We start from the raw sequence: 21,468 nt of genomic DNA on the forward strand, positions 1-21,468 counted from the left end.
CTATTCCGGCCCCGGCGGTGTGATCTGCGCTACCCGGCGGCTCGTGCGGGTTCGCGCGGCAAACTATTCGGTGCGCACTGTCACCTGGACCGTTTAGCATTCGCACCGAAGACCGAACTTTTTCCCGGGGGGAAGCCTTGACCGACGATCCGGTGATCACCGAACTGACGAGCGTGCTCGAGCAGAACCCCGAGCTGCTGTCGCTGCGGCTGCGGGTGGTCGAACTGCTCGCCGATCGTGAGCGCTACGCGGACGCGCTCACGCACTGCGCGGTCGCGCTGGGTCAGGATCCCGGGAATGCGACGGCTATGGCTCTGCTGCAACGCTGTTCGGCCGCGCTCGCGGGCGGCGCGAGCCCGGCTCCGGTGGCCGCGGCCCCCGCTGTCGCGTCCGGCGGAACCGCGGCCGCCGAGCCCGCCGCGGCGGAGTCCGAGGCCCCGAAGTCCGCGCGCGGCAACGGTTTCGACTGGGCCGCCGCCGAAGCCGAGGTCGGCGACATCATCAAACCGGCGTTCGTGGACGACGACGGTGAACCGCTGGTCGTCAACGAGGGTGATGTGGGGCTGTTCGAGAAGCCCAAGCTGTCACTGTCCGAGGTGGGCGGTATGCAGAACGTGAAGGAGCAGCTGGAGCTCTCCCTGCTCGGCCCGCTGCGAAATCCCGAGCTGGCCAAGGCATTCGGCACCAGTGCGCGCGGCGGGCTGCTGCTGTACGGTCCGCCCGGCTGCGGCAAGACCTTCATCGCCTCGGCGGTGGCGGGCGAGCTGGGCGCGAATTTCTATCCGATCGAGATCGCCGACATCCTCGATATCCACCTGGGCGCGAGCGAACGCAATCTGCACCAGATCTTCGAGGTGGCGCGCCGCAACGCGCCCTGTGTGCTGTTCATCGACGAGGTCGACGCGCTCGGCTACAAGCGCAGCCAGATGTCCGGCTCGGCGGGCCTGCGCACCGTGGTGAATCAGCTGCTCACCGAAATGGATTCGGCCACAGGCGATAACGAGGGCGTCTACATCCTCGGCGCGACCAACCACCCCTGGGATATCGATGTCGCGCTGCGCCGCCCCGGCCGCTTCGATCGCATGATCCTGGTGACCCTGCCCGATCCGGACGCCCGCGTCTCCATCCTGCGCCACCACCTGAAGGACCGCCCCGTCGAGGGCATCGACCTCAAGGCGATAGCCCTGCGCACCGACGGCTTCTCCGGCGCGGACCTGGCCCACATCGCCACCTCCGCAACCCAATTGGCGATGGCCGACTCCCTGCGCGCCGGAGCCGTCCGCCCCATCCGCATGTCCGATATAGATCAGGCCATGACCCAGATCCGCCCCAGCACCAACGCCTGGTTCGAATCCGCCCGCAACGTAGTCGAATTCGCCAACAACGACGGCGCCTACGACGAACTCGCCACCTACATGAAGCGCATGAAGCTCCGCTGACCCGGTTCGGGATCAGGGGCGGGGAAGAACAATGGATAGTCGTATAGAGCGCGCGCAGGTCCTGATCGACCTGGGGCGACTGGAATCCGCTCGAGAACTTCTGACGGAGGTCCTGGCGGGAGATCCGGAGAACGTTCCGGCGCTGGCCAACATGGTCGAGATCGCGTACAAGCTGCGCGAATACGAGCGGTCGCTGAAGTACGGTGCGGACGCTCTGCGGCTCCGGCCGGAGGCTGTATACCTCTGGAAGACAAGGGCGTTGGCCTACTGGCATCTCGGTCAGGAGGCCGAAAAAGGGTCGCAGACGCAGCGGAAGCGAAACGACGAGGTGATGGTCGCGGTCCGGCGTGCCATCGAACTCGACCCGGACGATCCGGAGACCTTGTCTCTGCTCGCCATGGCCCTGCGGCCCGATGACCTGGACGCGGCACTGCGCGCCGTGGACCGGGCGCTGGAGATCGATCCCGAGTCCGCCAACACCCACGCGATGCGCGGCTCCGTATTACGCATGATGAAAACCCGTGGCGCCGAATTCGTCGAACAGGCCGAGGCCGCCTACCGGGAGGCGCTGCGGCTGGATCCGAACCATTCGGGGGCGATCTTCGAATTGGCGGCCATCATGTTCGCCCGTGGAGATCGTGATCCAGCGATCGAGCTCTTTCGCAAGGCTGCGCTCCTCGACCCCCGCTACCGGGAGCAAGTCCGCGAGTACCTCGATCTGGCGGAGCGAACCGATGCCTTGATGAGGCTTTCACAAGCCTGGGGCAGGGGCGGGGATGTTCCCCCGGGGTCGGCCGAGCCCGGGACGAATCCTGAACCCGATCCGCGGCCCCGATCGGCTACCCCGGAATCTGCTGCGCCCGAAGAACTGCCGGTAGCCGCCCCCGCCTCGATCGACCCCGGGCCGGATTCCGAGGTACCACCCGCGTCGGAACCGCCGCCGATGCGGCCGGTCGGGCAGTGGAATGCCGAGGTGCTGACGGAGCTACGGCGATTCGATCCCGACCGCTGGCGTGAGACCACACCGGAAGGTTTCGACGCGGGCGTGGCGAGGCTCCGCGAGTTGCTGGCCGCGAATCCCCGAAATGCCGCCGCCGCACACGAATTGGCGCTGACCGACTGGTTGTGCGGGCGTCGCAGGGCCGCCCTGGCACGGTTGCGCAAGGTGGCGCAATGGGATTCGGAGCGAGGGGATTCGGAACGGGCCGAGCAGGTGGCGCGGCATATCGCGCTGATCGAGTCCGAGACCGAACGGGCCGAGGCCGCGAGAGTGGAGCGGGAGATCGCGGCCGAGGCCGCCAGGGTGCGAGCGCGGCAGCGCGCGGAGCAGCGAGAGCGGCAGCGCCGCAACCGATCCGGGAACTCAAGAACTCGGGAATTGGCCGCAGCGACAAGTTCGCGTCCGCAACGTCGATGGGGCGGAGCGCTACTACTCTTCCCCGTACTGCTGTTCGTGCGACTGGTGGCGAGCGGCTGTTCGGCCGATTCGAGTGGACATCAGCCACCAACGGTGACGAACACCCGGCAGGTGCCGCCCTACAACCCGGCGACCGATCCGGCGTTCGTTTCGTTCCTGCGCTCCCCACCGCCGGTGGTGCCGCATGGATAGCCGGATCGAGCGGGCCGGGGTGCCGATGAGCGGCCGCTCGGCGGATATGAGCGGTCGTCAATCCCTGACCGTCACTACCACCGTGCCCCCGTGTGACCTCATGCTCGATCCGAGTTTCGCCTCCATCTTGAAGTCCCCGCCGTCGGTCGTGCCGCATGGATAGCCGGATCGAAAGAGCCGCTGTGCTGGCCGATTTGGGGCGGTTGGTGGATGCGCGGGAGCTTTTCGCGGAGGTGCTGGCGGGTGAGCCGGAGAACTGCGCCGTGCTCATCCATATGGCGGTCGTATCGCTTCGTCTCAGCGAGCCGGAGCGCGCGCTGGAGTTCTGCGATGCCGGACTGCGGGTGCAACCGGAGAATGCGGAGCTGTGGAAGCACCGGGCGTTCACGCTCTACTTGCTCACGAAATTTGCCCCGCCCGGCTCCGAATCGCAGCGGAACCACCACGGTGACGCGTCGATCGCGGCGCACCGCTCGGTGGATCTCGAGCCCGAGGGCATCGGCTCCCTGCGCGTCCTTGCCCAGGTGCAGAGCCTGACGGATCCGGCGGCCGCGTTGGCGACGGTGGATCGCGCTCTCGCGATCGATTCCGAACGAGCGAGCATGCACGAGGTGCGGGCCGAGATCCTGAGCCGGTTGCGACACCGCGATGCCTCCTTCGGCGATCAGGCCATAGCGGCCTACCGGGAGGCATTGCGATTGGACCCGGAGGATGCCAGGCCCGCCTTCGAGTTGGCATGCCTCGAATACGAGCGTGACGACCTCGCACCGGCGCTCAGCCACTTCCGGACAGCGGTGCGGCTCGATCCACGTTTCGGCAAAAGGGCCCGGCGGTACGTCCGGCAGATCGAGATGGAGCTGGTGCTGGGGCGGGGTCCGACCGCGGCGTCGACACCGAAGTTCGGGGCCGATGAGCCCGCGCTCGCTGCCGCCGTATCCGCTTCGGCCGTGCCCGTGGATGAGCGCGCCCCGAGCCATGAGCAATCCGCGGGATCGACCGCGACCGCCCCCGGTCCCGCGTCTGTTCCCGCTTCTGCGACCGTTTCCGGTCCTGCGTCCGGCCCCGCGACCACGACCGCTCCCGCGCCGCGGCGGAAGCGGCGGTGGGGGCGAGCGGCATTGCTGCTCTTGCCGATTCTGCTGTTCATCCGACTGGCGGTGAGCGGATGTTCGCCGGACGCGAGTGATCCTCAGCCGGTGCGGACCACCGGGCCGGGGCCGCTGTTCCCGATCACCGATCCGGCTATCAAGTCGGGTCTGCGGTCCTTTCCGTCCGTTGTGCTGGTGCCGCATGGATAGCCGGATCGAGCGGGCTCGGGTGCTGGCGAGTCTGGGGCGGTTGGAGGCGGCTCGGGAGACGCTGGGGGAGGTGCTGGCGGGGGAGCCGGAAGATGTTGTGGCGCTGGCCGATATGGCCAATGTGGTGTTGCGGTTGCGGGATTATTCGCGGGCGGTGGAGTACAGCGCGCTGGCGTTGCGGGGGGATCCGGAGAACACGTTCGCGTGGCGGGTGCGGGCGCTGGGGGAGTTGGGGATGGCTCGGGATGCCGGGCTGGGGGAGGAGGCGGTCGCCGAGCATCGGTTGCGGGCGCAGGTCGCCGCCGAACAGGCGGTGAAGATCGCGCCGGAGAACACCGATAATCTGCGAATCCTGGCTTCCACCAAGCGGGATCGGGATCCGGCGGCGGCCTTGGCGACGCTGGATACCGCGCTGGAGATCGATCCGGACGATGTCAGCGTGCATCTGTTGCGCGGATTCATTTTGCGCCGAAATCTGAAGGGGCACACCGAACAAGCCGCAGCTGAGTTCCGGGAGGCGCTGCGGCTGGATCCGGAGAACGCCGAGGCGCTGTACGAACTCGCCTTGATCGATATCGACGGCGGTGATCGGGAAGCCGGGAAGGAGCAGTTGCGGCGGGTCGCGCTGCTGGATCCGGAGTACGGCTCGGCGGTGCGCGATCATCTGAACTGGCTGGACGAGGACGATCAGCGGATCGCGCTGGCCGCGCAGGCCGAGGAAACGCGACGACTGGCGAACCGTTACGCCAGTGCTCCGCAACCGCAGTTCCTGTATGAGACCAAGGCGCAGGCCCGCGGCAAACGCGTCACCAAGTGGGTGGTCGGGGTGGTGATCTTCCTGATCCTCCGGGCGCTCGTCGCGGGCGTTTCGCCTGATTCGAGCAAGACCACGTACACCCCGCCGCCCGAGCCGGTCGTCCCGTCGTGGGCGCGGTATCCACCGCCGACCCTTCCGTATCGCCCGTTTCCGACCTTCCCGACGGAACTGCTGCGGGATTGGCCATCGAACATCCCGCGGCCGGGCTACCCCTATCAGCAGCCGGTGGCCCCGACCACACCGCCGGCCCCGCGGCTGACGGTTCCGCCGGGCGTGAACCCGTTCCAGTGATTTCGTCTGTGCAGGTAGCGAGGTTATTTCAAGGAAACGGCCAGCTTTTCTTGACTAACTCCAGAAAAGGGAGCAGGGTGAAAAAGAGTTTTCCCCCACCCTGAGGAGGCTTCGATGACCAAGCCGACGACCACCAATACCGGTACCCCGGTGGTGAGCGACGACGAATCGCTCACCGCCGGCACGCAAGGCCCGATCCTGCTGCACGACCACTATCTGATCGAGAAGCTGGCTCAGTTCAACCGCGAGCGGGTGCCCGAGCGCATCGTGCACGCCAAGGGCGCGGGCGCGTTCGGTGAACTGGTGGTGACCGGCGACGTCAGCCGCTTCACCAAGGCGAAGCTGTTCCAGCCCGGTGCGCGCACCGAATCGCTGGTGCGGTTCTCCACCGTCGCGGGTGAGCAGGGCTCCCCGGACACCTGGCGCGATCCGCGCGGTTTCGCGGTGAAGTTCTACACCCCGGACGGCAATTACGACCTGGTCGGCAATAACACCCCGGTCTTCTTCATCAAGGATCCGATCAAGTTCCCGGACTTCATCCGATCGCAGAAACGCCTGCCCGGCAACGGACTTCGCGATCACAATATGCAGTGGGACTTCTGGACCCTGCGCCCGGAGACCGCACACCAGGTGACCTGGCTGATGGGCGATCGCGGTGTGCCCAAGTCGTACCGCCATATGAACGGCTACGGTTCGCACACCTACCAGTGGATCAATGCCGCGGGTGAGCGCTTCTGGGTGAAGTACCACTTCAAGACCGATCAGGGCGTGGAGTCGCTGACCCAGGCCGAGGCGGACACCCGCGCGGGCACCGATCCGGACTTCCACCGCCAGGATCTGTGGGAGGCCATCGAGCGCGGCGAATTCCCCAGCTGGACACTGCATGCGCAGGTGATGCCGGTCGCGGACGCCGAGGGCTACCGCTTCAACCCCTTCGATCTGACCAAGGTGTGGTCGCACAAGGACTACCCGCTGATCGAGATCGGCAAGTGGACCCTGAACCGCAACCCGGGCAATTACTTCGTCGATATCGAGCAGGCTGCCTTCGAACCCTCGAATGTCGTTCCGGGCATCGGCTTCTCACCGGACAAGATGCTGCTGGGCCGCGTCTTCGCCTACGCCGACGCGCACCGCTACCGCATCGGCACCAACTACGCGCAGCTGCCGCCGAACCAGCCCAAGGCGGAGGTGAACTCCTACTCCAAGGAGGGCGCCATGCGCTACAGCTACAACGACGCGAAAACCCCGGTGTACGCACCGAATTCGTACGGCGGCCCGCACGCCGATCCGGACCGGGCCCCCGACGGCGGCCTCTGGGATTTCGAACCGACCATGGTGCACGCGGGCTACATCGAGCATGCCGAGGACGGCGATTTCACCCAGCCGGGCACGCTGGTGCGCGAGGTGCTCGATGACGGTGAGCGAGATCGCCTGGTGTCCAACGTGGTCGGCCACGTGCTGGCCGGAGTTCAGGAGCCGGTGCTGAGCCGCGTCTTCGAGTACTGGAAGAACGTCGACACCGAGATCGGCAAGCGCATCGAAGAGGGTGTGCGAGCGGGGCTGAACAGCTAGCGCTATGCAGGAGACCGGGCCCGCACCACGAAAGGCGCGGGCCCGGTGTCGTTTTCGGCGCGAGAGGTCCGTTCAGCGCAGGAGTGAATCGGTGAGCTCCTCGGCCGTTTCGCGGTCCAGGGGGGCGTGGCCGATGATGAAGCGATACCAGAACAGCCCGTAGAACTGGTCCAGCAGCAGATCCAGGTCCGCGTTCGCGCGCAGTTCCCCGCGTTCGCGTCCGCGCGCGAGCGCCTCGCGCGCGACCTCGCGGCGCTCCAGGGCGAAGGTGCGCAGCGACTCCGCGAGATGCTCGTCCCACGCCGCCTCGCGCACCAGCGTCCGCAGCGCCGGTCCGGTCGGAACCCGTTGTGCCCCAGCGAAAGTGGACTCGATCAGCTGGAGCAGGTCCTCGCGCAGCGATCCGGTGTCCGGGCGCGCGACATCCTGTTCGGACCGGTCGGTGAGCGCGTCCAGCAGTAGCGCCCCCTTGGATGGCCACCAGCGGTAGACGGTCTGCTTCCCGACGCCCGCCGCCTTGGCGATGGCGTCGATATTCACCTTGGCCCCTTCGGATTCCGCGAGCAGCCGCAGTGCGGCATCCAGAATCGCCTGGTGCGCGGCCTCATTGCGGCGTCGCCCGGTATGCGATCGTTCCATGCCTGCCTCCTGTGACCCAACTCACCGCTTTGTCGAGACTAAAAGTCTCGGTAACGGCGTTGTCGAGACTGTGGGTCTCGTAAGAGTAGACGGGGCCACATTCAGAAAGGCATTCGACATGACCACAGCGGATTCGGCCACCACCGTCCAGCGGGTAGTCGTCATGGGCGGCAGCTCCGGCATCGGCGAGGCCACCGCCACCACCTTCGCCGCGCAAGGGGCCGAGGTCGTCATCACCGGCCGCACCCGGGACAAGATCGACGCGGCCGTCGCCCGCATCGGCGGCAAGACCACCGGCTATCGCATGGACGCGACCAGCCCGGCCGATATCGACGCCTTCTTCGCGCAGTCCGGCCCGATCGATCACCTGGTCATCGCGGTCAGCGGCGCGGCGGGCAGCGGACCCTTCGCCGAACTGAACCTCGACGATCTCGAAGCGGGCTTCGCGCAGAAGTTCTGGCCGCAGGTGCGCATCCTGAAAGCCGCACTGCCGCACCTGAATCCGACCGCCTCGGTCACCCTCATCACCGCCGCGTCGGCCCGGGCAGCCTTCGCCGGAACCGTGGGCCTGGCGGCCATCAACGGTGCGCTGCAATCGATGGTCCCGCCGCTGGCCGTCGAGTTGGCTCCCATCCGCGTCAACGCGGTCTCCCCGGGTGTCATCGACACCCCGTGGTGGGATCGCGTCCCGGAGGCGCAGCGCCGCGACCTCTTCCACGGCCTGGCCGCCACCACTCCCGTTGGCCGCGTGGGCAATCCGGCGGAACTGGGCCGCGCGGTACATGCCCTGGCCACCAACGGTTTCATCACCGGTGTGGTCCTGGATGTCACCGGTGGGGCCAATCTCCCGACCGGCCGCTAACGGTCCTTGCGCAGCTCCGGGTCGAGTCCGTCGAGAATGCGGCCGACCTGGATATCGAAAGCGCTACTTCGGATCTGATGCATATCCACATCGGGTGCGAGGGTCTGTTCGTCGAACTTCAGGTAGCGGCGGTGCAGGGTCGGGTACGGCCGCGCCGCCACTTCCGCGGCGGGCATGAGTTTGCGGAACCATTCGACCTCGGTGAGCCCGCTGCGCCGGAAGGTGACCTGCGCGGCGGCCTCGCTCAATGCCATGCCGATGACGAAGGAGAAGATCACCGTCACCGCGGTATCGGCATCATCGGGGGTGAAGCCCGCATCCTCCAGCAGGCTGAGCACGGATTCATTGAGCCGCAACATATTCGGCGCGAGGTAGAGCAGGCCCATTTCGCCGAGCACCGTGGACAGCCAGGGATGGCGCAGCATCATCGCGCGCAGGTCCCGGGTGAAGCTCACCATCGCGGGCCGCCAGCCATCCGGCCCGGCGACCGGCGGGGTGAGTTCACCGAAGACGGCATCGGTGACGAGCTCCATCAGCTCGTCCTTATTCGCCACGTGGGTGTAGAGCGAGGTGGCCCCCGCGCCCAGCCGGGCCCCGAGCTTGCGCATGCTGAGCGCTTCGCTGCCCTCGGAGTCGAGTAGGGCCAGGGCCTCGGACACGATCTGCTCCCGGCTGAGTGCGGGCTGATCGCGGCGTCGGCCGCGCGCGGGCTGGCGGGTCCACACCGACTGAATCTGCTGTTCGTCCTCGCTCATGGCCACTTCTCCTTCGTCTGCCGGTCAGCATATCCGCTGCTAGAACGCTGTTCGAATCCCGGTACGGTGTTCGGCATTGCGAACAGTGTACGGAGACCGTACAGTGTTCGACAACGCCGCACAGTGTGCGGTGAAGGTTCTCGAGGGGATATGAAATGACTGCGAAAGACTTGGCCGCGGCGGTGACTTCGCCTGCGGCACAGCGCAACCCGAAGCGCTGGCTGATCCTGATCGTGCTCTGTCTGAGCTCGCTCGTGCTGGTGATCGACAATATGGTGCTCAATGTCGCGATTCCGCAGCTGTCCCGCGATCTGGGCGCGACCACCCAGGACATCCAGTGGGTGCTGGACTCCTACATCCTGGTGTTCGCGGGCCTGCTGCTCACCTCGGGCAGCCTGTCCGACCGGTTCGGGCGCAGGCTGGTGATGGTGATCGGCCTGGCGCTGTTCGGGGCGGCCTCGCTGCTGGCTGCGTACGCCACCTCGCCGGAGACGCTGATCGCGGGCCGCGTGGTGATGGGTATCGGCGGCGCGCTCATCATGCCGAGCACGCTGTCCATTCTGATCACCGTGTTCGACGAGGAAGAGCGCCCCAAGGCGATCGCCGCGTGGAGTGCGGTGGCCATGGTCGGCATGGTCGGCGGTCCGGTGATGGGCGGGGTCCTGCTGAACCACTTCTGGTGGGGTTCGGTATTCCTGTTGAACGTGCCGATCGCGATCGTCGCGATCATCGCGGCGCTGGCGCTCATGCCGGAATCCAAGGGGCCGTGGACGAAACCGGATTTCTCGGGCATGGTGCTGTCGATCGTCGGCACCACCGCGCTGGTGTGGACCATTATCGAATTCCCGGCCAAGGGTTTCTCCGGGGTGTGGCCGTCGCTGATCGTGGCCGTGATCGGCTTCTCCGCCTTCATCATTCGCGAGCTGAAGGCCGAACACCCGATGGTGCCCATGCAGCTGTTCCGCAATCGGGTCTTCACCGGTTCCAGCTTCTCACTGGTGCTGGTGGTGTTCGCCAATGCCGGTCTGCTGCTCGTGCTCACCCAGTACCTGCAGTTCGTGCTCGGCTACTCGCCGATCAAGACCGCGGTGGCCTTCACGCCGATGGCGTTGGCGGCGTTGGTATGCCAGGCCATCGGCGCGGGGCTGATCGGCAAGCTGGGCGTCCGCACCGTCACCATCGGCGGCCTGCTGGTGCTGGCGGCGGGCACCGGGGTGCTGACCACGCTGACCGTGGATTCCGGTTTCTGGATGCCCGCGGTCGCCATGGCCCTGGTCGGCGGTGGCGCGGGTCTGGCCATGCCCGCCGCCATCGGCGCGCTGATGGGTGCGGTGCCGCCGGAGCAGGCCGGTGTCGGCTCGGCGCTGAACGACACCATTCAGCAGACCGGTGGCGCGCTGGGTGTGGCTGTGCTTGGCGCGATTCTGGCGAAGTCCTACACCAACGGCATGCCGGAATCGGCTCCGGAATTGGTGCGCGAGAACCTGGCCCCGGCTATCGGCAGCGGTGACACCGCGATCATCGCCGCGGCGCGCGAAGCCTTCACCAACGCGATGTCGACCACCTTCACCGCCGGTGCGGTCAGCGTGCTGGCCGCCTGCGTACTCGCGTTCTTCCTGATGCGGGGTGCGAAAGCGGCGAATGCGGAAGGTGTTTCGCCCACCGAGCCGGTGGATGACGAGCTGGTCGACGCCCGCTAGCCGTCGAAACGAGAACTCCGCCCCCGGTGCCAGTCCCGGGGGCGGAGTTCTTTTGTGAAGCAGCCGCCGTCAGGACAGCAACTGCTCGATTCGGGTGGTGCAGAAGCCGGTGATATCCATCTCCGGTGGCAGCTGCACCCGATTCGCCATGCGCAGCAGCGGAACCGACAGCAGCACGGCCGCCAGGATCTCGTTGAACACCAGGTTGCGCACCCGCATCCCGCTGCGCTGCTCGTAGTAGGCGATGGTCTCGTCCCGGCTCGGGGTGCCGGGCAAAGGTTCGTGGCCTTCGAAAGTCGAACTGGCCCAGTCCAGGAACAGCAGCCAGGCCAGATCAACCTCGTGATCGCCGAGATGCGCGATCTCCCAGTCGAGGACGCCGCTGACCCGGAAGTCGCTGTCGTACAGGATATTCGACATGCGGGCATCGCCCCAGTTCAGCACCACGTGTTCGGGCTCGTAGAGGTTGGCCCGCAGGTACGCGATGGCGCGCCGATACGTCTCCGGCCGGCTGCCGCCGGTCGCCCAGGTGAGGGCGGCGTCCAGATAGTTGACCAGCTGCTGTACCGGCTCCGTGCCATGCCGGGACAGTGCCAGGAAGTCCAGTCGCAATGCCCGCCAATCCAATTGGTGAATCGCCGCGATGGTGTCGACACAGCCCCACCACATGCGGGCGCGCTGTTCGGGCGTGGCCTCGAAATAGTTGCCCGCCGCATGATAGGAGGGATAGTCGCTGGGCGCCGCACCCGCGAGCCGGTTCATGACGAAGTACGGGCTGCCGAGATCGGTGTCGCCGCGGTCCAGCCATATCGGCGTCGCCACCGGAATGCCGGTGCCCGCCAAGCGCTGCATGACCAGCACCTGCCGCAGCAGATCGTAGTCCGGGAACAGCGCCATCTCCGGCGGCCGCCGGAAAACCAGTGGCAGCGAACCGCTTTCGTCCCCGACCTCGAAAAGATATGTCTCGGTGGCGAAGCCGCGATCGGTGCGCTTGAAATCGTGGACCGTGGCACTGCCGGACACCGGGAAGTTCCGGTGCACCAGCGGTTCCAGGGCCGCCGCCAGTCGCTCGGCGGGTAGTCGAATGGCGTTCACGCTCAGTACCCTTCGTACCCGTACTTCTCATTGCGGCCCATGAAGACCATTTCGACCAGGCCGTAGCCGACCTTGCCGTCGGTCTCGACCCGGCAGAAGGTCTCGCTCAGCATGCTGACCTGTTTCAGGTCCGCCGTATCGGTGAGATCGGCGACGAAGCTGTCGCTCCATCGTTCGCCCTTCCAGACGCCGGAGGCGTAATCGCGATACAGGTCGTATCCCGCGAGCCCGGGCCAGAAGTCCGAGACCGGGGTGATGGTGAATTCGCGGGTCTTACCGGCCGCGTCCACAATGCTGAACGTGCCGCCGCTGACGATGCGGAAGTCGTCGCGGAAGGTGAGCTCGTGTCCCGCGTCGCGCACCGGCTGTGGTTGCGCGTCGGAGCCGAGCGGTGACAGTACGGTGCCCTCGAAATGCCAGCGGTGTCCCTCCGGCGTCTCGCGCTGTGCGAAATGCACCAGCTCGTCCTCGAATTGGAAGATGCCCATGTAATAGAGGACGCCGTCCGGAATCTCGGAGGGCTGCAGGATGCCGCCGCCCTCGTTGATGGCACCCCCGCCGCCGCCGTGCCGGGTGCCCCAGGAGTGATCGCGGCCGAACCACCAGGTGGCCGGATCGATCTCGATGCGCGCGCCTTCGACCTCGAGCCAGCCCGAGACGCGCCCGTTCTGGTAGTACCGCCGGGCGTCCTCGCGCACCCGTCCGCGCGTGCGGAAGAAGGCGGGCTCCTGCTCGTAAGCCGGGAATTGGGCGTCGAATTCGAGCTGGAGCCGGATGCCGTGCTCATTGTCGGCGAGGGTCGCGCGCACCTTGCACAGCGGTTCGACGATCTCGTAGGTGAACGGCCCGACCTGCCAGGAGCCGAGGCCGTCATAGCGGTCGTCGATCTGCCGGGACAGGCGCACGGTATGCGCCCGGTCGCCGATGGTGATCATGGCGTAGGCATCGATGAGATTGCGGTTGGGGTAGCGCGCCATACCGGTCATGACGCTCACTTCGCCGGTGGTGTCGAAGCCGTACATGACCACGCGTTCGGTCCAGCGCAGATCGCTCTGCTGCACATGGTCGAACGTGGTGGGCAGCTGATGGCAGAGCAGTTCGTCCTGGGGCGTCAACATTGACGGGTGCCTCTCGGTGGTAATTCGAATACGAGGCACAGCGTATTTGAAAGAAGGTCTGGATGTAACCTCAATCGCAGAAATTCTCGTCGACCAGTTGGGAGAACCCCGGTGAGCGCACCGTCGCAGGCCCGCTCCGGCCCCGGCCGCCCCCGCGATCCGCAACTGGACGCGCAATTGCTGACCGCGACGCAGGAACTGCTGGTCAGCGAGGGTTATCAGGCCACCACCATCGCCGCGGTGGCGCGCCGGGCGGGGGTGGTGACCACCTCGATCTACCGTCGCTGGCCGAGTAAACGGGCCCTGGTCGAGGATGCGATCTTCGCGCTCGACGACTTCAACCATCCGGTCCCGAGCGGTGATCTACGCGCGGATCTACTCGCCTGGACGCGACTGTTCCTGTCCGCGTCGGCGCATCCGGCGGCGCGCTCGGCTATTCCGGGACTGCTCTCGGAGTATCACGACGACCACGACAGCTACCGTCGGCTGCTCGATCGCGGTGAACTGCCGACCCGGGAGGCGCTGGGCGAGTTGCTCGCCGGCGCGATGGCGGCGGGGCAGGCCGATCCCGGCTGTGACGCGGACGCGGTGTTCGAACTGCTGCGCGGCGCGACCCTGTTCCGGGCGCTCACGCACGGCACCGACGACGCCGATGTCTTCTGTGCGCAGATCGCCGATGCCCTGGTGGCGGTGGCGGCGACCCCTGCGGGTCAGCGTATGAGGCCGAACCAATAGATCACACAGGCCAACACGAAGACGATCACTGTTTCCATCGTCGGATCCAATCTCCTTGGCGCACTTATCTCCACGATACCGGGTATCAAGATCACCCGGCGGTGGGATTCGAAACGCGGAACCCGCCGATCCTGACACCCCTCGTGGACAGGTTCGGCGGGTTCCCGCGCCCGGCCTGCCGCCCCCTTCGCGGCAGGACATCTGTGGTGGCTGTACCGGTGTCCCGGTGTTGCACACAACAATGCGGGGCCGTGCTTGGCACGGCCTTAAGAAGATCTTGCATTCATGAAAAATGCTGGTGCTGAACAGAATTCAGATTTCTCGACCCACCTTCAGGGTGTACGCGAAGGCGGCCGCCGCGGTCAGCGCCAGCAGCAGATAGCCGAGCGTGTAGTCGTGCCGGGAGCTGTAGACCAGGCCCATGACCAAGGGCGGGAAATAGCCGCCGAGCCCGCCCGCCGCACCGACCACGCCGGTCACGGTGCCGACCCGGGCCGGATCCACCAGCTTGGCGATCAGCGCGAAGACGCCGCCGGTGCCCAGGCCGAGGAAGAACGCCATCAGCACCAGGCTGGTACCGGCCGGAAACTCCTGCGGCGGTTCGAAACTCAGCACCACGGCCATGATCGCGGTGCCCGCGAACGAGATGGCCAGCACCTTGACCGGCCCCAGCTTGTCCGAGAGCGTGCCGCCCAGCGGCCGCGCCAGCACGCCCGCGATGGAGAATCCGGCGGTGCGCAGGCCCGCATCGGACTGCGCGAACTCGTACACATTGCGCAGCACCGTCGGCAGATAGGTGGAGAAGGCCACGAAACCGCCGAACGCCACCGCGTACAGCAGTGAGCCCTGCCAGGTCGCCTTGAGCTTCAACGCTTCTCGGATGCGCGGCAGCGCGGGCTCGGTGGCCGGGCTCCAGTTCGGTGAGTTGCGGCTGAACATCAGCATGATCACGCCCATGATCGCCAGCGCCACGGCCATGATGACGTGGGTGGTGGCGCGGCCGAGGTGATCGACCAGCCGCGGGGTCAGCAGCGCCGAGAGCGCGGTACCGCCCATGCCCGCACCGAACACGCCGGTGGCGAAGCCGCGTCGGGCCGGTTCGAACCAGGCGTTCACGAACGGAACGCCGACCGCGAACGAGGTGCCCGCGATGCCGAGGAAGAAACCCCAGAAGATGAGCGCCCCATAGGAATTCGACCAGCCCACGAAGAGCGTGGGAATGATCGATATGAAGCAGATGACGGCGAACATGAGCCGTCCGCCGAACTTGTCGGCGAGCACGCCGGCCGGTATCCGGCCGAGCGAGCCGACGAGCACCGGTGTGGCCACCAGCATCGAGGTCTGACCGGGGGACAGACCCAAATCGTCTGTGTAACTACCGGATAGCGGTCCAATCAGGTTCCAGGCCCAGAAGGTGAGGCCGAAAGCCAGTGTAGCGAGCGTGAGGTTTCTCGCATTCATACCGTTTGTCTAGCAGAAACGCCGGTCAAAAGGACTAAATTAGGCCAATTCGGCGCGCCTGATCGACCCCGGCCGGGTCCCCCGCACTATGGCTGCTGTCAAGTTGCGGAATGCCTCAGGAGGCGCATGTGAAGTTGTGGCGATCCCGCTGGTTACGGGCGGCTGTGCTGCCCGTGCTGGTGGGTGCGACAGCGGCGGCCGGGCCGGTGGCCCGGGCCGACGTCATCCCCGAATTACCGCTCATCATCGATGTCAGTACGCCCGCGGACGGGCAGTGCGCCGGTCCGCTGCACGGCACCACCGCCGTGTACTTCCCGACCGGGGTGCCCGCGCACACCGATGTGGAATGGCGAATTCTCGGCGGCGGACAACCGATTCGCACCGGCATCATCCCGATGAACAGCGATGTGATGACGATCGGCTTCGATATCGGCCAGGACGAACTACCCGCGGACGGCCGACTACGGGTGGACGCCCGGGCCAGAGTCCCCGGCGGCGCGGCGAGCGGTTACGGCAAGCCCTGGAACCTGCGGGTGGGCCGGGAATGCCGCCCGCTGCACGTGGTCTCGGCCGGTGACGCGGTCACCTGGGGGCAGGGCCTGGATCTGGACCGCACCTTCGCCGGGCTCACCGCCCAGACGCTCGGCGAACAGACCGGGCGGGCCACCCGGCTGCACGACTATTCGGTCTCCGGTGCGGCGCTGGACGCCCCCGGCCTGCACACCGGGGCGGGCGATGCGCAATGCCCCGTGGATCCGAAGACCGCCGACGAATCCGGCGCGAATGAACTACCCGATGTGTTCTGCCAATTGGAGCAGGCGGGGGCCGAGGCCCGCGCGCACGGTTATCCGGTGGACCTGGTGCTGCTGGACGGTTGTATCAACGATCTGGATCCGGTCTTCGGCATTCCGGTCGGCGTCACCCCCGGCACCAAGGATCTGACCGCCGCGATACGGCGGGAATGCGGCGGCATCGGAGCCGAGTCGGCGAACCCCGCCGCGCACGTGCCGTATTTCAGCGGCGCGAAGCTCGGCTACGGCGGCCGGGGTATGCGTGCCGCGATCGAGAAGGCGCACGCGCTGCCGGGCAATCCGAAGGTACTGGTATCCAACTACTTTCACGGTGCGGACGCGCCGGGCGTGCCGGAAGTGTTGCGGGCCCGCTGGTCCGAATTCGTGCGCGTCTCGGCGGAGTCGTTCCGGCAGGCGGCGGCCCAGGCCAATGCCGCCGCGGGTGAGGCGTTCGCGGTCGCGGCCGACGGTCTCGCCAGTCAGGACGGTGATCGCAAACTGTGGATGAATCCGCTCGGCGACGAGGAGATCTCACTGCGCCTGCTGGCCTGCCCGCAACTCACCGAGGTACCGCCGCAGTGCCGCGCGACCGCCATCGCGCACGCGGACCCCGAGGGTGCGCGGGAGTACGCGAGGGCCTTCCTGCTGAACCCCGCCATGCGCGAATGGTTCGGCGGCGGTGGACCTTCGGGTGACGGGTTCACCATCTCCCGGACGGCGGGTCCGGCCGGGACGATGGTGGACTTCGACGCCGAACCGGCGGGCGGGGCGATCCGCCAGTACGACTGGTACTTCGGCGACGGCGCGCACACCGTCACCACGGGTACGGCGGTCTCGCACGCCTACACCGATCCGGGTCCGCATCTGCCGCGTCTGCTGGTGACGGATATGACGGGGCGGCAGAGCGTGTACGAGCTCGGCGAACCGATCGTGATCGAGTAGCCGAGCGGTTATTTCAGTGCGGCGGCCAGTTCGGCGATAGCGGTATCGGAGACCGGATATCCGGGGAAGTAGCAGCACACCCGGGAGATTCGGTCTCCGAACCGATTCCGGATCTCGTCCGCGCATTGTGCGGGCGTTCCGGTCACGGTCAGCGCGTCGACCATCGGATCGTCGATCAGCCCGGCCATCTCCCGCCAGCGGCCCTGTTTGGACAGCAGATTGAGTTCGGGTTGCAGATCCGCCCAGCCCTGCACTTCGAGCACCGGGCGATAGGACGGCGTCGAACCGTAGAAGGCCAGCAGATTGCGCACCGCCTGTCGTGCGACCGCGATCTGCTCCGCCGAATCACCCATGGCGACAATGGCTTCGGCGATGATCTCGAAGGGCCGGTCCGAACCCGCCAGCCCCTTGTCGATCGCCGGTAGCGTGCGCTCGCGGAAGTGCCGCTCGGTGTTGAAGGGCATGACCAGCACCCCGTCCGCCACCCGCGCCGCCATCTCGGTCATGCGCGGGCCGAGCGCGCCGACCAGAACCGGCGGCACGCCATGGGGATTGGGGCCGGGATCGAAATTCGGCGGCATCAGGGTGTGCTGCCAGAATTCGCCGCGATAGCTCAGGCGTTCCCCGGTCTGCCAGGCGCGCAGGATCTCTCGCACCGCGACGACGGTATCGCCCATGCGATCCACCGGGCGGGACCAGATGCTGCCGTAGCGGCGCTCGATATGCGGCCGGATCTGCGAACCCAGGCCGAGCCGGAATCGGCCGCCGGACAACAGGTGCAGGTCATAGGCGGCGTGCGCGAGGTGAATCGGGCTGCGCGGGAACGCGATCGCCACATTGGTCATGAGTCCCAGTCCGCTGTCCGCGGCCAGGGTGAGCGGCAGGAAGACATCGTGCGCGCCCTCGAAGGTGAAGATGCCGTCCACCCCCGCCGCGCGCAATTGCCGTGCGCGCGCGGCGGATTCGGCGACCGGGGCGTTCAGCCAGATATCGAGCGGCAGTGCCATCGCATTCCCATCGGTTCGGTCGCACAAAGAACTCCGCCCCGAGCGCTGAGGTCCTCAGGCCCGGGGCGGAGTGGTCACCGCGCGTTGTGGCCGGTGACCGGCGGTTCCGGAACCGTAAGGGAAGTAACAGTTTTTCCGGAACCGCCGTCCTGCTCGGTGCTCACGCGCCGATGAACTCCGCGGCCTTCTCGCCGATGAGGTAGCTCGGTGCGTTGGTGTTGCCGCCGGTGATGCTCGGCATGATCGAGGCGTCCGCGACGCGCAGACCCTCGATACCGTTCACCTTCAGCGTCGGATCGACCACCGCGCGCTCGTCCACACCCATGCGGCAGGTGCCGACCGGGTGGTAGATGGAGTGCACGCGGTTGGGCAGTTCGGCGCGCAGCGCGGTCTCGTCCTGCAGCGCGGGGCCGGGGGCGAGCTCCTCGGTCCAGTCACCGGCAATGCTCTTGTGCGCCATGATCTCCCGGATCATCCGAATGCCCTCGATGAGGAATTCGGTATCCCGCGGATCGCTCAGGTAGCCCGGATCGATGAGCGGGGAGGCGAACGGATCGTTCGAGGCCAGCTTCAGTTCGCCGCGGCTCTTGGGGTAGATGAGGCTCGGGAAGATGGTGAAGCCGGGACGGCGATCCACCAGGTGCAGCTTGTCCTCATCCTGGTTGGGGATGGGGTAGCTCCACGGCAGGGTGTGGATCTGCATATCCGGGTAGTCGCCCTCGGCGTACTTGGTCTTGACGAAACCGCACGCCTCGAAGACCGTGCGCCCCATCCAGGAGCTGCCCGGGCGGGCCAGTTCCTGCATGATGCCGCTGGCGAAGTGGGTCGGAATACCGCGGTGGATGGCCTTTTTGGAGATGAAGGTCATCGGCACGAACAGGTGATCGTGCAGGTTCTGCCCGACCGGCAGATCCGCGAGCACGTCGATGCCGAGTTCACGCAGGTGCGCGGCGGGGCCGACGCCGGACAGCATGAGCAGCTGCGCCGAGCCGATGACGCCACCGGAGACGATGACCTCCTTGGCGGCCTTGATGATTCGGCGGGTGCCGTTCTTCTCGGCCAGTTCCACGCCGGTGGCGCGGCCCTTCTCGATGACGACCCGGGTCACGTGCACATGGGTGAGCACGGTCAGGTTCGAGTTGGGGCGGTCGGTGATGAAACCGCGCGAAGAGCTGTAGCGCAGACCGTTTTTCACGCTCTGCTGGAAGATCGAGATGCCTTCCTGCGATTCGCCGTTGTAGTCCTCGATGATCGGCGCGCCGAGGGTGTCGGAGGCGGCGACCATGAACTGCTGGGCGATCGGGGTCAGGTCCTGCTGCCGGGTGACCTCGATGGGGCCGCCCGCGCCGCGCACATCGCTCGCGCCGTCCTGCCAGTTCTCCAGGCTCTTGTAGGCGGGGAGCACCTCGTCGTAGCTCCAGCCGGTATTGCCCTCGGCGGCCCAGGAATCGAAGTTGGCCCGGTTGCCGCGCACGTAGAGCATGCCGTTGACGGAGCTGGAGCCGCCGAGCACCTTGCCGCGCGTCATGGGGATCTTGCGATCGTTGGCGTGCTTCTGCGGGATGGAGAACTGCTTCCACGTCACGCGCTTCTTCAGCTGCGGGACGGTGTGCACCATGCTGATCGCGCCGGGCATGGTGACCAGGCGGGTGTTGTCCTTGCGGCCTGCCTCCAACAGGATCACGCTGGCGCCGCGCTCGGCGAGCCGGCCGGCCACGATGGCGCCGGCGCTGCCCGATCCGACGACTACGTAATCGGCCTCGGTTGCGTTGTCCCCGGAGCGCGGAGAAGCGGTCATTCTTCGTTACCTCATCCTTGAGTGTGCCTGCGGTCACTGTAGAACAAGTTCTAGTCTGCGCACAGGGCGGACTTGATGTCCAGCCATGCGGGCGACCTCAGGGGCCGAAAATATGATCATCCGCCGGTAGGTAGAACTTGTTCTAGAGATGCTGCGTATTAGCTGGCCTCGTGGGTTGCTGCCGGGGCGGGTTCGGCCCGTCGAAACCATGGTAGGAGCGGCCCGAGCGTGGTTCAATTCACATGAAACGCGTTTCAGTTTTGCGATCATGGCGGCAATACGCGCGAGGAGGAACAATGATTGTTCCGTCGCTACCGGCAGGTTTCGATTTCACCGATCCGGCGCTGTGGGCTGATCACAGCCCCGCCCAGGAGTTCGCCGCACTGCGGCGCACCGCACCCGTCTGGTGGAATGCCCAGACGCCCGAACAGGCGGCCCCGTTCACCGACGCGGGATTCTGGGCGATCACCCGGTACGAGGATGTCAAGGAGATATCCCGGAGGCCGGACGTCTGGTCCTCGCATGAAAAGGGTTCCATCATCCGGATGCCTGCGGATTCGCTACCGGAACAGTTGGAACTGTCACGAAATGCGTTGCTGATCAATATGGATCCGCCGAAGCACACCAAGATTCGGCGCATCGTCTCGCAGGGCTTCACCCCGCGCGCGGTCGAGGGATTGCGCAAGGCCCTCACCGAGCGCGCCGCGGCGATTGTCGCGGAGGCGAAGGAGACCGGCGGCGGCGATTTCGTGGAGCAGGTGGCCTCCGAACTTCCGTTGCAGGCCATCGCCGAACTGCTCGGGGTGCCGCAGGATGATCGGCACAAGCTGTTCCACTGGTCCAATCAGCTGTTGAACTTCGATGATCCGGAGTTCGCCGGGGCCAATATGCAGGCCAATGCCGAACTGCTCGGATACGCCTACAACCTGGCCGAACAGCGCCGCGCCTGCCCGATGGACGATATCGTCACCCAGTTGGTGACCGCCGATATCGACGGTGAGGCACTGGGTTCGGACGAATTCGGCTTCTTCGTCATCCTGCTGTCGGTGGCGGGCAATGAAACCACCCGCAATGCCATTACGCACGGTATGAAGGCGTTCGTCGACAATCCGGAACAGTGGGAGCTGTACCGGGAAAAGCGGCCGCGCACCGCACCCGATGAAATCGTGCGCTGGGCGACGCCGGTCACCTCATTCCAGCGCACCGCGCTGAGCGATACCGAACTCGGCGGACAGGCCATCCGCGCGGGCGATCGGGTCGGATTGTTCTACAGCTCCGCCAATTTCGACGAGGACGTGTTCGACGATCCGTTCTCGTTCAATGTGCTGCGCGATCCCAATCCGCATGTCGGATTCGGCGGGACCGGTGCGCACTTCTGTGTGGGCGCGAATCTGGCGCGGCTGGAAATCGATCTGATGTTCAATGCGATCGCCGATGTCATGCCGAATATCACCGAGCTCGAACCGCCGCAACGGTTGCGCGCAGGGTGGATCAATGGGATCAAACACTGGCCGGTCAACTACGGGTGAGCGGCTGTTC

17 protein-coding genes are annotated in these 21,468 nt (G+C 66.4%); 10 read left to right on the forward strand and 7 right to left on the reverse strand.

What is annotated here, in order from left to right; all coding sequences use genetic code 11:
* Positions 1–137 precede the first annotated feature (137 nt).
* From ACFC4D_RS37875 to ACFC4D_RS37895, 5 genes are all read left to right on the forward strand, one after another.
* Positions 138–1,439 (forward strand): ATP-binding protein, encoded by a 1,302-nt coding sequence (locus tag ACFC4D_RS37875; protein ID WP_376070686.1) that lies wholly within the window; start codon positions 138–140, stop codon positions 1,437–1,439.
* Positions 1,440–1,470: 31 nt separating this feature from the next.
* Entirely contained in the window at positions 1,471–3,048 is a 1,578-nt protein-coding gene (locus ACFC4D_RS37880; protein ID WP_376070689.1) for a tetratricopeptide repeat protein, read from the forward strand.
* A 182-nt stretch (positions 3,049–3,230) separates the two neighbouring features.
* The gene (locus tag ACFC4D_RS37885; RefSeq protein WP_376070692.1) at positions 3,231–4,346 is read left to right on the forward strand and encodes a tetratricopeptide repeat protein; all 1,116 of its coding nucleotides are present in this window, start codon (positions 3,231–3,233) and stop codon (positions 4,344–4,346) included.
* On the forward strand, positions 4,339–5,454 hold the full coding sequence (locus tag ACFC4D_RS37890) for a tetratricopeptide repeat protein (protein ID WP_376070694.1): 1,116 nt from the start codon (positions 4,339–4,341) through the stop codon (positions 5,452–5,454). Before ACFC4D_RS37885 ends, ACFC4D_RS37890 begins: the two co-directional genes overlap by 8 nt.
* Before the next feature lie 114 nt (positions 5,455–5,568).
* Complete coding sequence (locus ACFC4D_RS37895; RefSeq protein WP_375962124.1) at positions 5,569–7,026, forward strand: catalase; 1,458 nt, start codon at positions 5,569–5,571, stop codon at positions 7,024–7,026.
* Between the two features lie 72 nt (positions 7,027–7,098).
* Here the strand turns inward: ACFC4D_RS37895 and ACFC4D_RS37900 are convergent, their stop codons facing one another.
* Positions 7,099–7,665 (reverse strand): TetR/AcrR family transcriptional regulator, encoded by a 567-nt coding sequence (locus ACFC4D_RS37900; protein WP_376070696.1) that lies wholly within the window; start codon positions 7,663–7,665, stop codon positions 7,099–7,101.
* Positions 7,666–7,783: 118 nt separating this feature from the next.
* Between ACFC4D_RS37900 and ACFC4D_RS37905 the strand changes: the two genes are divergently transcribed.
* A complete protein-coding gene (locus ACFC4D_RS37905; RefSeq protein ID WP_376070698.1) occupies positions 7,784–8,527 on the forward strand; it encodes an SDR family oxidoreductase in 744 nt (247 codons plus the stop codon).
* On the opposite strand, the gene ACFC4D_RS37910 is transcribed toward ACFC4D_RS37905, so the two are convergent.
* The gene (locus tag ACFC4D_RS37910) at positions 8,524–9,282 is read right to left on the reverse strand and encodes a TetR/AcrR family transcriptional regulator (protein WP_376070701.1); all 759 of its coding nucleotides are present in this window, start codon (positions 9,280–9,282) and stop codon (positions 8,524–8,526) included. The two genes, ACFC4D_RS37905 and ACFC4D_RS37910, sit on opposite strands and share 4 nt — an antisense overlap.
* Positions 9,283–9,437: 155 nt before the next feature.
* On the opposite strand from ACFC4D_RS37910, the gene ACFC4D_RS37915 reads away from it, so the two are divergent.
* Complete coding sequence (locus ACFC4D_RS37915) at positions 9,438–10,982, forward strand: MFS transporter (RefSeq protein WP_376070704.1); 1,545 nt, start codon at positions 9,438–9,440, stop codon at positions 10,980–10,982.
* Between the two features lie 69 nt (positions 10,983–11,051).
* Here ACFC4D_RS37915 and ACFC4D_RS37920 read toward each other — a convergent pair whose 3' ends face one another.
* Complete coding sequence (locus ACFC4D_RS37920; RefSeq protein ID WP_376070707.1) at positions 11,052–12,077, reverse strand: phosphotransferase family protein; 1,026 nt, start codon at positions 12,075–12,077, stop codon at positions 11,052–11,054.
* 2 nt (positions 12,078–12,079) lie between these two features.
* Positions 12,080–13,195 carry a hypothetical protein gene (locus tag ACFC4D_RS37925; RefSeq protein ID WP_376070710.1) on the reverse strand — a complete coding sequence of 372 codons (1,116 nt, stop codon included), beginning with the start codon at positions 13,193–13,195 and terminating at the stop codon, positions 12,080–12,082.
* Between the two features lie 111 nt (positions 13,196–13,306).
* Here ACFC4D_RS37925 and ACFC4D_RS37930 point away from each other — a divergent pair, with 111 nt between their 5' ends.
* A complete protein-coding gene (locus tag ACFC4D_RS37930; RefSeq protein WP_376070713.1) occupies positions 13,307–13,930 on the forward strand; it encodes a TetR/AcrR family transcriptional regulator in 624 nt (207 codons plus the stop codon).
* 312 nt (positions 13,931–14,242) lie between these two features.
* On the opposite strand, the gene ACFC4D_RS37935 is transcribed toward ACFC4D_RS37930, so the two are convergent.
* Positions 14,243–15,391 (reverse strand): nitrate/nitrite transporter, encoded by a 1,149-nt coding sequence (locus tag ACFC4D_RS37935; protein WP_375962145.1) that lies wholly within the window; start codon positions 15,389–15,391, stop codon positions 14,243–14,245.
* Between the two features lie 128 nt (positions 15,392–15,519).
* Between ACFC4D_RS37935 and ACFC4D_RS37940 the strand changes: the two genes are divergently transcribed.
* Positions 15,520–17,124, forward strand: coding sequence for a PKD domain-containing protein (locus tag ACFC4D_RS37940; RefSeq protein ID WP_375962148.1), 1,605 nt, complete (start codon positions 15,520–15,522; stop codon positions 17,122–17,124).
* A gap of 8 nt (positions 17,125–17,132) precedes the next feature.
* Here ACFC4D_RS37940 and ACFC4D_RS37945 read toward each other — a convergent pair whose 3' ends face one another.
* Both ACFC4D_RS37945 and ACFC4D_RS37950 read right to left on the reverse strand, forming a co-directional pair.
* Positions 17,133–18,125, reverse strand: a complete 993-nt coding sequence (locus tag ACFC4D_RS37945) for a TIGR03617 family F420-dependent LLM class oxidoreductase (RefSeq protein WP_376070786.1) — start codon at positions 18,123–18,125, stop codon at positions 17,133–17,135.
* Positions 18,126–18,291: 166 nt separating this feature from the next.
* A complete protein-coding gene (locus ACFC4D_RS37950) occupies positions 18,292–19,929 on the reverse strand; it encodes a GMC family oxidoreductase (RefSeq protein WP_375962150.1) in 1,638 nt (545 codons plus the stop codon).
* A 296-nt stretch (positions 19,930–20,225) separates the two neighbouring features.
* Here ACFC4D_RS37950 and ACFC4D_RS37955 point away from each other — a divergent pair, with 296 nt between their 5' ends.
* Positions 20,226–21,458 (forward strand): cytochrome P450, encoded by a 1,233-nt coding sequence (locus tag ACFC4D_RS37955; protein ID WP_376070716.1) that lies wholly within the window; start codon positions 20,226–20,228, stop codon positions 21,456–21,458.
* The last annotated feature ends 10 nt before the right edge of the window (positions 21,459–21,468 follow it).

It is taken from the genome of Nocardia sp. NPDC056000 (assembly GCF_042269265.1).
GTDB lineage: Bacteria > Actinomycetota > Actinomycetes > Mycobacteriales > Mycobacteriaceae > Nocardia.

Coding starts and splice junctions, on each gene's coding strand:
- ACFC4D_RS37950 (WP_375962150.1), bottom strand. CDS start 19,929: ATGACCGCTTCTCCGCGCTCCGGGGACAACGCAACCGAGGCCGATTAC.
- ACFC4D_RS37900 (WP_376070696.1), bottom strand. CDS start 7,665: ATGGAACGATCGCATACCGGGCGACGCCGCAATGAGGCCGCGCACCAG.
- ACFC4D_RS37890 (WP_376070694.1), top strand. CDS start 4,339: ATGGATAGCCGGATCGAGCGGGCTCGGGTGCTGGCGAGTCTGGGGCGG.
- ACFC4D_RS37915 (WP_376070704.1), top strand. CDS start 9,438: ATGACTGCGAAAGACTTGGCCGCGGCGGTGACTTCGCCTGCGGCACAG.
- ACFC4D_RS37955 (WP_376070716.1), top strand. CDS start 20,226: ATGATTGTTCCGTCGCTACCGGCAGGTTTCGATTTCACCGATCCGGCG.
- ACFC4D_RS37880 (WP_376070689.1), top strand. CDS start 1,471: ATGGATAGTCGTATAGAGCGCGCGCAGGTCCTGATCGACCTGGGGCGA.
- ACFC4D_RS37905 (WP_376070698.1), top strand. CDS start 7,784: ATGACCACAGCGGATTCGGCCACCACCGTCCAGCGGGTAGTCGTCATG.
- ACFC4D_RS37925 (WP_376070710.1), bottom strand. CDS start 13,195: ATGTTGACGCCCCAGGACGAACTGCTCTGCCATCAGCTGCCCACCACG.
- ACFC4D_RS37895 (WP_375962124.1), top strand. CDS start 5,569: ATGACCAAGCCGACGACCACCAATACCGGTACCCCGGTGGTGAGCGAC.
- ACFC4D_RS37935 (WP_375962145.1), bottom strand. CDS start 15,391: ATGAATGCGAGAAACCTCACGCTCGCTACACTGGCTTTCGGCCTCACC.
- ACFC4D_RS37910 (WP_376070701.1), bottom strand. CDS start 9,282: ATGAGCGAGGACGAACAGCAGATTCAGTCGGTGTGGACCCGCCAGCCC.